The organism is Hansschlegelia zhihuaiae, assembly GCF_004103825.1.
Taxonomy (GTDB): domain Bacteria; phylum Pseudomonadota; class Alphaproteobacteria; order Rhizobiales; family Methylopilaceae; genus Methylopila; species Methylopila zhihuaiae.
The window spans coordinates 1-15,442 of the sequence record NZ_RYFI01000005.1; the positions used below are offsets into that span (position 1 = coordinate 1).

9 protein-coding genes and 1 pseudogene are annotated in these 15,442 nt (G+C 67.8%); 4 read left to right on the forward strand and 6 right to left on the reverse strand.

Features of this window, described 5'->3' with window-relative positions:
• Positions 1-6: 6 nt before the first annotated feature.
• The 4 genes from EK403_RS06620 to EK403_RS06635 form a co-directional block, all read right to left on the reverse strand.
• Positions 7-813 carry a calcium-binding protein gene (locus EK403_RS06620; RefSeq protein WP_128776717.1) on the reverse strand — a complete coding sequence of 269 codons (807 nt, stop codon included), beginning with the start codon at positions 811-813 and terminating at the stop codon, positions 7-9.
• A 137-nt stretch (positions 814-950) separates the two neighbouring features.
• The gene (locus tag EK403_RS06625; RefSeq protein ID WP_128776718.1) at positions 951-3,734 is read right to left on the reverse strand and encodes a calcium-binding protein; all 2,784 of its coding nucleotides are present in this window, start codon (positions 3,732-3,734) and stop codon (positions 951-953) included.
• A 226-nt stretch (positions 3,735-3,960) separates the two neighbouring features.
• On the reverse strand, positions 3,961-5,382 hold the full coding sequence (locus EK403_RS06630) for a calcium-binding protein (RefSeq protein ID WP_128776719.1): 1,422 nt from the start codon (positions 5,380-5,382) through the stop codon (positions 3,961-3,963).
• Positions 5,306-6,757 (reverse strand): calcium-binding protein, encoded by a 1,452-nt coding sequence (locus EK403_RS06635; protein ID WP_164919519.1) that lies wholly within the window; start codon positions 6,755-6,757, stop codon positions 5,306-5,308. The genes EK403_RS06630 and EK403_RS06635 overlap by 77 nt, the downstream gene beginning before the upstream one ends.
• A 256-nt stretch (positions 6,758-7,013) precedes the next feature.
• Here EK403_RS06635 and ilvA point away from each other — a divergent pair, with 256 nt between their 5' ends.
• On the forward strand, positions 7,014-8,579 hold the full coding sequence (ilvA, locus tag EK403_RS06640) for a threonine ammonia-lyase, biosynthetic (protein ID WP_128776721.1): 1,566 nt from the start codon (positions 7,014-7,016) through the stop codon (positions 8,577-8,579).
• A gap of 162 nt (positions 8,580-8,741) precedes the next feature.
• Here the strand turns inward: ilvA and ypfJ are convergent, their stop codons facing one another.
• Positions 8,742-9,644: a KPN_02809 family neutral zinc metallopeptidase gene (gene ypfJ, locus EK403_RS06645; protein WP_128776722.1), complete on the reverse strand. Its 903-nt coding sequence runs from the start codon at positions 9,642-9,644 to the stop codon at positions 8,742-8,744.
• Positions 9,645-9,841: 197 nt separating this feature from the next.
• Here ypfJ and EK403_RS06650 point away from each other — a divergent pair, with 197 nt between their 5' ends.
• Positions 9,842-11,242: a cytochrome ubiquinol oxidase subunit I gene (locus tag EK403_RS06650; RefSeq protein ID WP_128776723.1), complete on the forward strand. Its 1,401-nt coding sequence runs from the start codon at positions 9,842-9,844 to the stop codon at positions 11,240-11,242.
• A 14-nt stretch (positions 11,243-11,256) separates the two neighbouring features.
• Positions 11,257-12,276, forward strand: a complete 1,020-nt coding sequence (gene cydB, locus EK403_RS06655; protein ID WP_128776724.1) for a cytochrome d ubiquinol oxidase subunit II — start codon at positions 11,257-11,259, stop codon at positions 12,274-12,276.
• A 22-nt stretch (positions 12,277-12,298) separates the two neighbouring features.
• Here the strand turns inward: cydB and EK403_RS06660 are convergent, their stop codons facing one another.
• The gene (locus EK403_RS06660; protein ID WP_128776725.1) at positions 12,299-13,336 is read right to left on the reverse strand and encodes an HD-GYP domain-containing protein; all 1,038 of its coding nucleotides are present in this window, start codon (positions 13,334-13,336) and stop codon (positions 12,299-12,301) included.
• 445 nt (positions 13,337-13,781) lie between these two features.
• On the opposite strand from EK403_RS06660, the pseudogene EK403_RS06665 reads away from it, so the two are divergent.
• Positions 13,782-15,442 (forward strand): annotated as a pseudogene (locus tag EK403_RS06665) (elongation factor G); the annotation flags it as partial.

Genomic DNA, 15,442 nt, shown 5'->3' on the forward strand with positions numbered 1-15,442 from the left:
CTTGAATCAGCACGCAGTCCACACCGCAAATCTATTGGGTACAGACCCTAGCCCGCCGGACAGCGCGTTGGCGAGATCGTCGCCCGTCAGCCTGTCGCCGGCCGCGCCGCCGATGACGTTCTCGACGTTCATCATGCTGTCGACGCCGGCGCCCTCCTCCTTCACCAAGACGAGGTTGGCGCCGTCGAGCCTGACCACAACCCTTGTGCTGGCGTCCGAATAGTTCGCCGTGTCGATCCCGTTTCCGCCGTCGAGCGTGTCGCTTGAAGCCTCGGCCCCGCCGGTCATGTCCGGATCGTAAGACGTGTTGTCGGCCACCGACCCGACCAGCGTGTCGTCGTCATAGCCGCCGAACAGGCTGTCGGCGCCATAGTTGCCGATCAGCGTGTCCTCGCCGTCATAGCCGGTCAGCGTGTCGTTCCCGAGCCAGCCGTCAAAGACGTTGCTCGCGATTCTGCCGACGAAAGCGTCGCTATACTTGGAGCCAATAACGTTCTCAAAGTTTATGACCCTGTCGATACGATACATTATATCATCGGGATCGAAAGGATCCATTCCGAAGACCACGGCGTCTTCGGGGCCTCTCAACACAGCCTGAAGAGGGACCGGCTCATCGCGGTAATCAAGGGTGTCGAACCCCTCGCCGCCATCCAGGGTGTCACGGCTCCAGCCACCCCAAACCGTGTCATCACCCGCGCCGGCGTCGACCCAGTCACCGCCATCAGCAGTGCTGATGTGCTCGGCGGCGTCGCCACCTACGACAGTCTCGCGGCTTGCATCGCCGATGTAGCGGTTCCCGTCCCAGTAACCCATTGTCGACTCCCATCTTGGCCGCTGAAGCCGCTGACGCGAAGTGCTCGGCGATGACTGCAATGCATCGCATGGCGGTACTGTTCGCTGGCGTACAAGTTAACCCGCGAACCTGCGTAGGCTTCGACGCCGCCTCACCCTCACACCACGCGGAACTCGTCGGCGCCGAGCGCGAGGCCCGCGTCCAGCATGGCGATGAGCGTGACGCCGCCGGCCTGGACGCCGTTGCGGTCGTAGGTCAGGAGGCCGGTGTCGGTCTCGTAGATCACGCGGTCGTCGTCGTCCGCGGCGACGCCGTCGGCGCTCGAGCGGAACGCCGCGGGGTCGAGCGCGCCGTTCGGGAGCTCCTTGAACTTCTTGCCCGCAAGGTGGAGCACGTCGACGCCGATCGTGAAGTCGTCGACGACGTCCGCGCCGCCGACCCCGGGTCCGAAGACCAGCACGAACTGGTCCGCGCCCTCCCCGCCGGTCAGCGTGTCGTCGCCGCCGCGGCCGGTCAGCGTGTCGTCGCCAAGCCCGCCCGAGAGCGCGTTGGCGAGGTCGTCGCCCGTCAGCTTGTCGCCGGCCGAGCCGCCGACGACGTTCTCGACGTTGCGCATGCTGTCGGCGCCGGCGCCCTTCTCCGTCACGAAGACGGTGTTGGCGCCGTCGAGCGCGGCCACGATCTTGGTGCTGGCGTCCGAATAATCGGCCGTGTCGATCCCGTTGCCGCCGTCGAGCGTGTCCTTGGCGAGCGCGCCAAAGGCCATGTCTGGCTCGCCGGAAACGGCTCCGACCAGCGTGTCGTCGTCATAACCGCCGAACAGGCTGTCCGCCCCGTAATTGCCGATCAGCGTGTCTTCGCCGTCATAGCCGTTCAGCTTGTCGTTTCCGAGCCAGCCGTCCAGGACGTTGCTCGCGTTCCGGCCGGTGAAATTGTCGTCTAAAACACCCCCGATGATATTCTCGAAGTTCATGACCTCATCAGCGGATATCCAGTGGTGGTATATGTCGTCATAGAAGAACACGCCCGTGATGCCGGAACCCATGAGGACAGACCGTATGAAGTAACCGGTGTTCCGAAAATCGAGGGTGTCGATCCCGTCTCCGCCGTCGAGCGTGTCGCGATCCGGGCTATAGTCTCCATATGAATGAACTGGTCCTCCCGACACGGTGTCGTCGCCCGCCCCGGCGTCAACCACGTCATTGCCAAATCCCATGCGAATGTCTTCGTCGAGATCGGAGCCGGTGAAGCTCGACGAGCGACCGGACCCGAGATAGCGAATGCTCTCGAAGCTCGAAACGATCGCCACATGGCCGCCATAGGTCAGGGTTTCGCCATCGAACGAAACGCTCGCCCCGTCTTCAAGGCCCGGACTCGCCTCGGTGATCAAGAGCGTGTCGAAGCCTTCGCCGCCCTCGATCAGGGCGGGGTCGCCGGCTAGAAGGCCCGGTCGAATCTCCAGACGAACCACGTCGTCGCCGGCGCCGGCGTCAACCTCGTCGGCCCCGCCAAGGGCCAGGCTTATGTCGTCGGCGCCTGCGCCGCCCTCCGCGGTGTCGACGCCGGCGCCCAGCACGATGCGGTCGTCGCCCTCCCGCAGATCAACGTAGTCGTCGCCGCCGCCGAGTTCGACGTCGTCCGCATAGACGCCGCCCACCACAGTGTTGTCGGCCGCGCCTGCCACCGACACCTTCAGCGCCTCCATGCCGGTCGCCGAGATGAACTCCGCGCCGCCGAGCCTCGCCAGCATGTTCTCGCCGAGCACGACCTGCAGCGAGCCATTGTAGCTCGCGAGCGTGATCCCGAGCGTGTCGACCCCCTCGCCGCCGTCGAAGGCGTTCAGCGAGAAATCGTAGGTCTCGTGTTCGGCGAGCGCATAGACGAGGGTGTCGTCGCCGCCGCCGCCCGCGACCTGATTGGCGCCGGAGCCCACATCGATGATCTCGCCGCTGCCGCCGCCCACGACCGTGTCGTCGCCCGAGCCGAGACGGACATTGGCGAAGCGCTCGACGCTCCTCAACAGGCCGTATGCGCCGAGATCGCTGTCGCCGACCGCCAGGGATAGATCCGCGGTCGCGATCGAGAGATCGAAGGAGACGGTGTCGTCGCCGTCGCCGCCGTCGATCGACTGGACGCCGACGCCGCCGTCGATCGTGTCGTCGCCGCCGCGGCCGAGCAGAGTGTCGTTCCCGGCGTAACCGATCAGCAGATCGCCGAGATCGCCGCCGGCGAAGTAATCGTTCGCGGCTGCGCCGAAAATCTGGACCTGCTCGACCTGCTTGACCAGCGCGACGTCGTCGCCGTCAGCCCGGATGTGGCTTCCGCCCCGCACGAGCCCGAAGCTGTAGGCGACCGTCGAGGCGCGATCGACGAACTCTCCGAGCACCAGGAGATCGCGCTCGCCCGCTCCGCCGTCGACCACCGAGCCCTCCGCCTTCAGCGACATCTTGCTGATGACGTCGTCTCCCGCTCCGCCGAGCATCGTGTCGGCGCCCGAGTTGTAGCTGCCGCTGCCGTCGTCCCTCGAATTGCCTTCGATCGTGTCGTGACCCCTGCCGCCCTCCAGCCGATCGCGGCCGCTGACCCCCCTTATGCTGTCGTCGCCGCCATCGCCCTTGAGCGAGTCGCCGGGCGCATTCTGGGAACGATCGTCGATCCCGTCGATGACGTCGTCTCCCGCGCCCGCCTTGACCATACGAGCGTTCCGGATTGTGTCGTTTCCGCCGCCAGCCTCGACCGTGCCGCCTCCTATGATGGAGTCGGCGCCTGAGCCGCCGAACACGGTGTCGGACGCGTCGCCAGCGACAGTGTCGGCGCCGCCGCCCGCCATGACGAGGTCTGCGCCTCCGCCGTTGACGTAGATGTGCTCGGCGGCGTCGCCGCCTTGGACGGTCTCGTCGCTTGCGTCGCCGATGTAGCGGTTTCCAGTCCACACGCCCATCGTCGGACCTCCGTTAATCGCCGAAAGGAAGTTCGGCGGGCGATGACTTTTCTTGGACGACCGCGGAGCTGGCGCGGCCAGCGTGGGCCGTTTATCGATGCTGGAAAGACTTTAGACGACGCCTCGAAGACAAACCAGCAAGTCGTCGCTTCAACCCCTCGCAAATCGACTGTGTTCGACATGGGCCTGATCCGAGGACCACGGTCCGGCGCGGCGGTTTCGCCCTTTACACCACGCGGAAATCGTCGGCGCCGAGCGCGAGCCCCGCGTCGAGCATGGCGATGACCGTGACGCCGCCGGCCTCGACGCCGTTGCGGTCGTAGGTCAGCAGGCCGGTGTCGGTCTCGTAGATGACCCGGTCGTCGTCGTCCTGCGCGACGCCGTCGGCGCTCGAGCGGAACGCCGCCGCGTCCAGCGCGCCGTTCGGGAGCTCCTTGAACTTCTTGCCCGCAAGATGGAGCACGTCGACGCCGATCGTGAAGTCGTCGACGACGTCCGCGCCGCCGACCCCGGGTCCGAAGAACAGCACGAACTGGTCCGCGCCCTCCCCGCCGGTCAGCGTGTCGTCGCCGCCGCGGCCGGTCAGCGTGTCGTCGCCGAGCCCGCCCGAGAGCGCGTTGGCGAGGTCGTCGCCCGTCAGCCTGTCGCCGGCCGAGCCGCCGACGACGTTCTCGACATTGCGCATGCTGTCGACGCCGGCGCCCTTCTCCGTCACGAAGACGGTGTTGGCGCCGTCGAGCGTCACCACGATCTTGGTGCTGGCGTCCGAATAGTCGGCGGTGTCGACCCCAATACCGCCGTCAAGCGTGTCCCTAGCGCTCTCGACGCCGCCAAACATCCCCGGATTGTAGGACGTGTTGTCGGGCACCGAACCGACCAACGTGTCGTCGTCATAGCCGCCGAACAGGCTGTCCGCGCCGATATTGCCGATCAGCCGGTCGTCGCCGTCATAGCCCTGCAGCGTATCGTCGCCGAGCCAGCCGTCGAAGACGTTGCTCGCGTTGCGGCCGACGAAGATGTCGTCACCTCCGCTGCCGATGACATCCTCGAAGTTCTTCGCTTGACTGCCGCCCCACCAGTCGTCGCCACCCCATCCGAACAATGCAGCGGGGTCGGGCCCCCTCAACGTGGACATGATCTGGGTGGGACCGCTCCTGAAATCGAGGGTGTCGATCCCGTCGCCGCCGTCGAGCTGGGCTCCCCACCACCACGACACGGTGTCGTCGCCTGCGCCGGCGTTGACCACGTTTACGCCGTCTCCCAGAGCGAAATGTTCGTCGAGCGCGGAGCCAGTGAAGTTCCCGGATCCGAGATATTGAACCTTCTCGAAGCCCGAAACGACCGCCACATAACCGTCATAGGTCAACGTCTCGCCATCGAAAACGACATCCGGGGTGACCTCGCGGCCTGACCAGGCCGTCTTGATCACGAGCGTGTCGAAGCCGTCGCCGCCCTCGACCATGGCGGAGCCATCGTCGGGCGAGAGATCGGGCTGACCTTCCACACGCACCGTGTCGTCGCCCTCGCCGGCGTCGATTTCGTCCGCTCCGCCAAGGACGAAGCTCACATCGTCATCGCCCGCGCCGCCCTCCGCGGTGTCGACGCCGGCGCCCAGCACGATGCGGTCGTCGCCGTCCCTCAGGTCCACATAGTCGTCGCCGTCGTCCAGTTCGACGTCGTCCGCATAAACGCCGCCCCACGACGCTGTTATCGGCCGCGCTCGCGACCGATATCTTCAGCGCTTCCATGGACGTCGCGCTCACGATCGCCGCGCCGCCGAGCCTCACCAGCATGGTTTCGCCGACCACGACCTGGAGCGGTCCGTTGTAACTGGCGATCGTGATCCCGAGCGTGTCGATCCCCTCGCCGCCGTCGAAGCTGTTCAATAAGAAGTCGTTCGTCTCGTCTTCGGCGATCTCATGGACGAGAATGTCGTCGCCGTCGCCGCCCGCGACCTGATCGGCGCCGCCGCCCGCATTGACCATGTCGTCGCCGTCGCCGCCCACGACTGTGTCGTCGCCCGAGCCGAGACGGACGTCCGCGAAGCGTTCGACGCTCCTCAGCAGCCCGTATGGGCCGAGATCGCGGTCGCCGACCGCCAGCGAGAGATCCTCGGTCGCGGCCGAGAGATCGAAGGAGACGGCGTCGTCCCCGTCGCCGCCGTCGATCGACTGGACGCCGACGCCGCCGTCGAGGCTGTCGCCGCCGCCGCCGCCGCGCAGAGTGTCGTCGCCCGCAAACCCGACCAGCAGGTCGCCGAGGGTCCCGCCGACGAAGGAGTCTCCCGCGGCGGCGCCGAAGATCTGGACCTGTTCGACCCCCCTGACCAGCGCGAAGTCCACCCCGTTGGCCCGAATGTGGCTGCCCCCCTGCACGAGCCCGAAGCTGTAGGCGACGGTCGAGTTGCGGTCGACGAACTCGCCCAGCACCACGAGGTCGCCCTCCCCCACGCCGCCGTCGACGATCGAGCCCGCCGACACCTTGCTGAGGACGTCGTCTCCCGCTCCGCCGAGCATCGTGTCGGCGCCCGAGCCGGGGCTGGGATTTCCCTCGATCGTGTCGCGGCCTTTGCCGCCTTCGAGCAAGTCGCGGCCCCCTCCACGCAACCAGTCGTCGCCTGCATCGCCCTTCAGCCAAACATCGGAGCCGCTCCCTGAAATGGAGTCATTTCCGGCTCCTCCCTCGGCCGTGCCGACAGAAAGGATGTCGTCGTCTCCGGCGCCGGCCTTGACCGTGACGCCTCCGTAGATGAAGTCGTTTCCGGCGCCGGCCTCGATCGTACGGCCGCTATAGATGACGTCGTTTCCGGCGCCGGCCACGACTGTGCCGACCCCAGAGATGGAATCGTCTCCCGCGCCGCCGAGCACGGTGTCGGCGGAGTCACCATGGATTGAATCGTAGCCGCCCCCGGCCAGAACGAGGTCGGTGCCTCCACCGGCGGTGATCCACTCGTCGGCGTCGCTACCCTGGATCGTCTCGTCGGTCGCGTCGCCGATGTAGCGGTTTCCAGTCCACACGCCCATCGTCAGCCTCCCACCGACCGTCTCGCGGACCGCTCGGCGGGGACCGCAAGAACAATGCGCGACGATACTGCTCGCCGCCGCAGAAGTTAATCCGTGAACTTGCGTAGAGCCTATGACAACGCCGTGTGACGCGCCCGTCGTTTCGATCCGAACCGAGATCGAGTCTCCTCCTCCGACCGGCCACGCGATCGTCTCCCGCCGCGACAAGCGCGCAGGCCACCTCCCCGGCGTCAAACCCGTCGCGGCGCGAGGCCGGATGCGGTTAAACGGGTCGACGGCCCGAGCGGCCGATCGAGGAGCCAACCGCATGGACTACGTCCGCGAGATCCTGAACGCGCGCGTCTACGACGTCGCGACGCGCACGCCGCTCAACGCCATGGTCCGGCTCGGGGCGCGGCTGGGCCGGAACGTCCTGCTGAAGCGCGAGGATCTGCAGCCGATCTTCTCGTTCAAGATCCGCGGCGCCTACAACAAGATCGCCCGGCTCTCGGAGGACGGCCGCAGGGCCGGCGTCGTCTGCGCGTCAGCCGGCAATCACGGGCAGGGCGTGGCGCTCGCCGGGCGGCGCCTCGGCGTCGAAGCCCTGATCGTGATGCCCGTGACGACCCCGCTCATCAAGATCGACGCCGTGCGCCATCTCGGCGGCGAGGTCCTGCTGCACGGCGACACGTTCGACGACGCCTATGCGTTTGCGCGCTCCGTCGGCGCAGAACGGGGCATGACGTTCATCCACCCATACGACGATCCGGACGTGATCGCCGGACAGGGCACGATCGGGGTCGAGATCCTGCAGGACCATCCGGGGCCGATCGAGGCCCTGTTCGTGCCGATCGGCGGCGGCGGCCTCGCGGCCGGCGTCGCGTCCTACGTCAAATATCTGCGCCCCGACATCAAGGTCATCGGCGTCGAACCGACCGACGCGGCGTCGATGAAAGCCGCGCTCGAAGCCGGCCGGCGCGTGGTTCTGCCGCGCGTCGGACTGTTCGCGGACGGCGTCGCCGTCCGGCAGGCGGGCGAGGAGACGTTCCGGCTGTGCCGCGACCTGCTGGACGAGGTGCTAACCGCCGACACCGACGCCATGTGCGCCGCCGTGAAGGACATCTTCGAGGACACCCGCGTGCTCGCCGAGCCGGCCGGCGCCCTGTCGCTCGCCGGCCTCAAGGCCTATGCGGCCCGCGGCGGCGCGCAGCGCGGCGCGCTGGTCGCGATCAACAGCGGCGCCAACATGAACTTCGACCGGCTCCGCCACGTGGCCGAGCGGGCGGAGGTCGGCGAGACACGGGAGATCCTGCTCGCGGTCACGATCCCCGAGCAGCGCGGCAGCTACCGCCGCTTCATCGAGATGATCGGCGGCCGCGTCATCACCGAGTTCAACTACCGATACGCCGGATCGGCGGCCGCCCACGTCTTCGTCGGCCTGAAGCTCCTGGACGCCACAAGGGAGAAGCCGGAGCTGATCGCCTCCCTGGAGGCGGCTGGCTATTTGGTGCTCGACATCAGCGCCGACGAGACCGCCAAGCTCCACATCCGCTACATGGTCGGCGGCCGCTCGCACGGCATCGCGGACGAGGTCGTCCTGCGCTTCGAGTTTCCGGAGCGCCCGGGCGCCCTGCTCGGCTTCCTCGATGCGGTCGGCACGGACTGGAACATCACCCTGTTCCACTACCGCAACCACGGCGCGGATTACGGCCGCGTGCTGGTCGGCCTGCAGGTCCCGCCGCCGGACCGCGCGCGCCTCGAAGAGAAGATCACGGCTCTCGGCTACCCCTATGAGGACGAGACCAGGAACAAGGCCTACGAGATGTTTCTCAGCGCGGCTTGATTCGTCTGGTCCGTGAGGCTCGCAGTGAACCGCCACGTCATGCCCGCGCCTTCGCGCGGGCATCCACGACTTGGACGTCGAACTCGAGGATCTCAGAAAGTCGTGGACGCCCGGCTCCGCCGGGCATGACGGAGACACGGGCGAGTTCGACCCGCAGCGCCGCTACAGCCGCCCGCCTCCGAACGTGTTGCACTTGCGCATGTCGCCGCTGTCGAGCCCGGTGCGGAACCACTGCGTGCGCTGGGCCGAGGAGCCGTGCGTGAAGCTGTCCGGCACCACCTCGCCGCCGGCGCGGCGCTGCAGCTTGTCGTCGCCGATCTCGCTCGCGGCCCTGAGCGCGCTGTCGACGTCGCCCCGCTCGAGGATGTTGAACTTGGCGTCGGCGCGGTTCGCCCAGACGCCCGCGAGGCAGTCGGCCTGCAGTTCGATCCGGACCGAGATCGCGTTCGACTCCTCCTCCGAGCGCGCGCGCTCGCGGGCGCCTTGAGCCTTGTCCATCACCCCGATCAGGTTCTGGACATGGTGGCCGATCTCGTGGGCGATGACATAGGCGCGCGCGAAGTCGCCGGGCGAGCGAAGCTTCTGGGCGAGCTCGTCGAAGAACTCGGTGTCGAGATACACGCGCTGATCGTCCGGGCAGTAGAACGGCCCCATGGCCGAGACCGCGCGCCCGCAGGCCGAGCGGGTCGTGCCGCTGAACAGAGTGAGCCGCGGCGCGCGGTACTGCGAGCCCTGCTCACGGAAGATCTCGGTCCAGACGTCCTCGGTCTGGGCCAGCACCGCGCGCACGAACTCGCCCTGCCGCTGCTCCTCGGCCGAAAGCTCGCGCCGCTGACCCTGCGGCCGGTCCTGCTGCTCATAGCCTGAGCCGCCGCCCTGGACGGCCTCGAGTCCGGCGAGGATCAGCCGCGGGTCGAGGCCGAGCGCCCAGGAGATCAGGCCGACCACGATCAGTCCGCCGATTCCGATGCCGCCTCCGCCGCCCGGGAAGCGGAAGCCGCCGCCCCCGCCCTCGTCGCGCACGTCGTCGACATTTTCGCTTCGGCGGAAATCGTCCCAGCGCATCGCGCGTCCTCGGCAGGCCCCGGGCGAGAGATAGCGCGCGGCGCGCGCCGCGGAAACGCGTTCGTGACCGCGCCTCCAAACGATCATTCGAAGGGCGCGCCCTATGTTCGAGCGCGCGCCGGCTTTATAAACGCTCCGAACTTGGTCGCCGCCGAACCGGGGCGGAGGCGCCGCGCAGCCCGTCTGGGGGACACGAAATGGAACTCGACGCCAACATCCTGGCCCGAATCCAGTTCGCCTTCACGGTCTCGTTCCACATCGTCTTCCCGGCGTTCTCCATCGGCATCTCGGCCTATGTGGCGACGCTGCTCGTGCTCTGGTTCAACACCGGGGCCGAGCGCTACCACCGGCTTGCGCGCTTCTGGACCAAGATCTTCGCGGTCTCGTTCGCGATGGGCGTGGTCTCGGGGATCGTGCTCTCCTACCAATTCGGCACCAATTGGAGCCGGTTCTCCGAGGTCGTGGGCAACGTCATCGGACCGCTGATCGGCTACGAGGTGCTGACCGCATTCTTTCTGGAGGCGACCTTTCTCGGCATCATGCTGTTCGGCTGGGAGCGGGTGCCGCCCTGGCTGCATGTGACCTCGGCCTGCGTGGTCGCGTTCGGCACCGCGATCTCGGGCTTCTGGATCCTGTCGGCCAACAGCTGGATGCACACGCCGGCCGGCTTCGAGATGCGGGACGGAATCGCCTACCCGGTCGACTGGGTGGAGGTCATCTTCAACCCGTCCTTCCCCTATCGCTTTGCCCACATGATGACGGCCGCCTACCTCACCACGGCGGTCGTGGTGCTGTCGGTCGGCTGCCGCTATCTGCTCCAGGCCAAGTTCGTCGAAGACGCCCGCACCATGGTCAAGATGGCGATCGGCATGATCCTCGTGGTCGCGCCGCTGCAGGCCTTCATCGGCGACGCGCACGGTCTCAACACGCTCGAGCACCAGCCCGCCAAGGTCGCGGCCATGGAGGGGCATTGGGATGGCTCGGAGCCTGTCGCGCTGTCGCTGATCGCCTGGCCGAACGCCGAGACCGAGCGCAACGATTTCGACCTCGCGATCCCGCATCTCTCGGGCCTCATCCTGACCCATGACTGGGACGGCCGGATCAAGGGCCTGCTCGACTTCCCCAAGGAGGAGCGGCCGCCGCTGATCGGCGTCTATTTCGGCTTCCGCCTGATGGTCGCGATCGGGCTGCTATTCATCGTGACCGGGGTCGTCGGCGCATATCTGTGGTGGCGCGACGAGATCTGGGAGGCGCGCTGGTTCCAGCACGGCGCGTCCTTCCTGTGGCCGCTCGGCTTCGTGGCGATCCTGTCGGGCTGGATCGTCACCGAACAGGGCCGTCAACCCTGGGTCGTGCACGGCGTGCTGAAGACCGTAGACGCCGCCTCGCCGGTCTCGGCCGCGAGCCTCGCGGTCTCGCTCGCGCTGTTCGTCGCGGTCTACTGCGTCGTGTTCTCGATGGGCGTCTACTACATCAACCGGCTGATCAACCGCGGGCCCGACCCGTCGGTCCTCGCGCCGCCGCGCTCCGGCGCGCCCAACCGCCCGTTGTCGGCCGCAGGCGACGCCGCGCGCGGCGCGATGGAGCCGGCGCGGTGAGGGGGCGCTAGACCATGGAATGGTATCTCCCCCTCGTCTGGGCCTGGATCATCGGCGCGGCCGTCGCGATGTACGTCATCCTCGACGGCTTCGACCTCGGCATCGGCATCCTGTTTCCGTTCACCGAGAACGAGCGGGAGCGCGACCAGATGATGAACACGGTCGCCCCCTTCTGGGACGGCAACGAGACCTGGCTGGTGCTCGGCGGCGGCGGCCTGTGGGTCGCGTTCCCCAAGGCCTACGCCGTGATCATGCCGGCGCTCTATCTGCCGGTGATCGTCATGCTGCTCGCGCTGATCTTCCGCGGCGTGTCGTTCGAATTCCGCTGGGTGGCGAAGCCCAGCAAGGGAGTCTGGAACGTCGCCTTCGCGGGCGGCTCGATCGTCGCGGCGTTCTGCCAGGGTCTGATCCTCGGCGGCCTGATCCAGGGCATCGACGTCCAGGTCCAGCCGGGCGTCGGTCCGCAATTCGCAGGCGGCGCGCTCGACTGGCTCACGCCGTTCAGCCTGCTCTGCGGCGTCGGGGTCACGCTCGGCTACGCCCTGCTCGGCGCGACCTGGCTGCACATGAAGACCGACGGCGAGGTCGCCGAGCGCTCGCGCCGGCAGGCCGTCCCTCTGCTGTTCGCGATGCTGATCGCCATGGGCCTCGTCAGCCTCTGGACGCCGCTCGCGATCGACCGGATCTGGGAGCGCTGGTTCTCGCTGCCGAACGTGCTGTTCCTCGCGCCGGTGCCGCTGCTCACCCTCGCGGCCGCCTACTATGTCGGGAGGGGGCTCGAGGAGCGCCGCGAGATCGGGCCGTTCGCGGGCTCCATCGCGCTGTTCCTGCTCGGCTTCATCGGCCTCGCGATCTCGACCTATCCGTATCTCGTGCCGTCCCACATCACCTTCTGGGACGCGGCGGCCGCGCCGGAGTCGCAGATCTTCCTCGGCGCCGGCGTGATCGTGCTGTTCCCGATCATCCTCGGCTACACGGCGTTCGTGTACTGGATCTTCCGCGGCAAGGTGCGCGAGGGCGAGGGCTATCACTGAAAGCGCGGCATCGGCCGGCGCGTCACGCCACCCTGAGCTTCGCTTCCTGGCCTGCGATCATCTCGCCGAATACGCGCAGCAGGTCGGCGTCGAGCCTCGGCCCCATCTCGCCCATGATGCGGAGCGCCTCCTCGAAGGTCATCGCGCGCTTATAGGCGCGCTCCTCCACGAGCGCGGAGAAGATGTCGGCGATTGTGATGATGCGGACGAGATCCTTGATCTCGCGGCCCGAAAGCCCGTCCGGATAGCCCGTGCCGTCGAGATATTCGTGATGGTGCAGCACGGCGTCGAGCGTCTCGGCCGGAAATCCGGGGCAGCGCCCCAGCATGTCGTAGCCGAAACGCGGATGCTTCCGGATCTCGGCGAACTCCTCAGGCGTAAGCTTGCCGGGCTTGTCCAGAATGGCGAGCGGGACGATGGCTTTCCCGACATCGTGCAGCAGCGCCGCCTGGGCGACGCGACGCTGGTCCCGCCGGCTCATGCCCAGAAACTGCGCGAAGGAGATCGCCGAGCCTGTGACGAACAGCGAGTGGCGGTAGCTGCTGCTGTGATGGGTCTTCACCGCGTCGAGCCACGACTGCAGGCCCTCGTCGGACAGCGAATCGAGCACCGCGTTCTCGGCGTCGTGGACGTCGGGCACGTGGAGCAGGCTGCCCTTCGGCATCTCCTCGAAGATCGAATCGAGCACGCGGTGGGCGGACCGCAGGCCCCTCGCCAGGACGAGGTTCGGATGGTGTTCGAGACCCTGCTTGAACGCGGCCGCCATGTCGGTCCGCATCATCTGCAGCAGGCGCTGCGGCTCGAGCGGGCGATGCGCCAGCCGTGACGCCCCGAGCGCCCGCGCCTGGCGGTCGCCTTGATAATCGTCCGGATGCACCATGAAGATGCGGGCCGCGGAGCCGAGCGTGTCCCGCCGGAAGATCTCGCGCAGTCGCGCGATGCTTTTCTCGCATCGGAGATCGATGTCGACCACGACGGTGGACGGCGCGCGCCTCGGCTTCGCGTCCCCCGTCACGCCCATCACCTCGACGACGCCGGCGGTCGCCAAGGTCTGCAGCAAGGTCGTTTCCCGCTCCACGTCGTCCGTCAGCAGAAGCAGATGAGAATGAAGGTTCTTTTCCCCGCCCAAGCCTTGCACAGCCGCCCCCGACCGTCGTTCTCTCTATGGTAGGTTGCGCTCCCTCACACTAACAATTCGCTAAATATGTCGGCGCTCGTACTCTTGTGCCTTGCTTGAAGGAAACGGAAGTTTATTCGATTTACCAACAATGTACGGCTCAAACGGCTCCTCCGGTTTCGCACTTGCAACATAAGCCGGAGCCTCCGCCGGCCGCCACCGGGAGGCGGCCCCCGACTCATCCTTTCGGCCGACGCTGCGGGAAAGGCTTTGGCCGGTCCGAGAACGCGGCGTAGCATCGCGTCAAAAGACGGAAGGGAGGCTCGCCATGACCGCGCAACCCCGATGCGTCGCCCTGGTCGGGCCGTTCCAGAGCGGCAAGACCGCTTTGTTCGAGGCCCTCCTCCACCGCGCCGGCGCGACCGACCGCAGGGGGATCGGCGACCAGAGCCCCGAGGCCAAGTCGCATGGCCTGAGCGTCGAGGCGAACGTCGCCTCCGCGGAGTTCCTCGGCGACCGATACACATTCGTGGACTGCCCCGGTTCGGTCGAATTCCGCCATGCGACGAGCGTCGCGCTGCCGGTCTGCGACGCCGCCGTGGTCGTGTGCGAGGCCGACGAGAAGAAGATCCCGGCGCTCGGGCTGATCCTGCGCGAGATCGAGGAGCTCGGCCTTCCCCACCTCCTGTTCCTGAACAAGATCGACCTCGCGGCCGGAGGCGCGCTCGAGGCGCTCGCCGAGCTCCAGAAGGCGTCGCGCGCGCCGCTGATGCTGCGCCAGCTGCCGATGATCAAGGACGGCCAGGCGGTCGGCTTCATCGACCTCGCGCTGGAGCGCGCCTTCGTCTATCGCGACGGCCGCGAGAGTGAGGTCGTGGAGCTGCCGAAGGGCGAGCTCGACCGCGAACGCCAAGAGCGCTTTCACATGCTGGAGCGCCTCGCCGACCACGACGACAAGCTGATGGAAGACCTCATCATGGAGGTCGAGCCCGAGCGGCCGCGGGTCTTCGCCGACCTCGCGAGCGAGCTGCGCGACTGCCACGCGGTCTCGGTGCTGCTCGGCTCCGCCACGCGGGAGAACGGCGTCACCCGTCTCCTCAAGGCGCTCCGCCACGAGGCGCCGGGCGTAAAGGAGACACGGCGGCGGCTCGGCGTCCCGGACGACGGCCCGCCGCTCGCTTATGCGCTCAAGACCTCGCATCCGAGCTTCGGCGGCAAGGTCACGGTCGCGCGCGTGCTGCGCGGCGCGTTCAGGGAAGGCGACGCGGTCTCGGGCTCTGGCGGCGGACAGTCCAGGATCGCGGGTCTCGCCTCGCTGGTCGGAGAGCAATCCACGCGCATCCAGAACGTCGAGGAGGGCGACGTCGCCGGCTTCCTGAGGCTCGACGCGATCGCGACGGCCGAGACCTTCGCGGCCGGCGCCGCGCCCGAGGCGCTCGATCTCGAGGCCCGGCCCGAGAGGGTCCACGCGGTCGCGCTCGCGGTGCGCGACCGCAAGGACGACGTCCGCCTCTCGGCGGCGCTGACGAAGCTTTGCGAGGAGGATCCGTCGCTTTCCGTCGAGCAGCGCGCCGATCTCGGCGAGCTCAAGCTCTGCGGGCTCGGCGAGATGCATCTGCGCGTCGCGACGGAGCGGCTCGCCTCCCGCTATCAGGTGACGGTCTCGACCGGAAAGCCGGCGGTCGGCTACAGCGAGACCTTCCGGGCGCCGGCCTCGGCGCATGGCCGCCACAAGAAGCAGAGCGGCGGCCACGGCCAGTTCGGCGACGTCAAGATCGAGATCCGTCCGCTGGAGCGCGGCGCGGGCTTCGTGTTCGAGGACAAGATCGTCGGCGGCGCGGTGCCGCGACAGTATATCCCGTCGGTGGAGGCGGGGGCGCGCGCCTGGGCCGAGCGCGGCCCGTTGGGCTTTCCCGTCGTCGACTTTGCCGTGACGCTCGTCGACGGCTCCTACCACAGCGTCGACTCCTCCGACGCCGCCTTCCAGGCGGCCGCGCGCATCGCCATGAACGAGGCGGCGGCCGAGGCGGGGTCGGTGCTGCTCGAGCC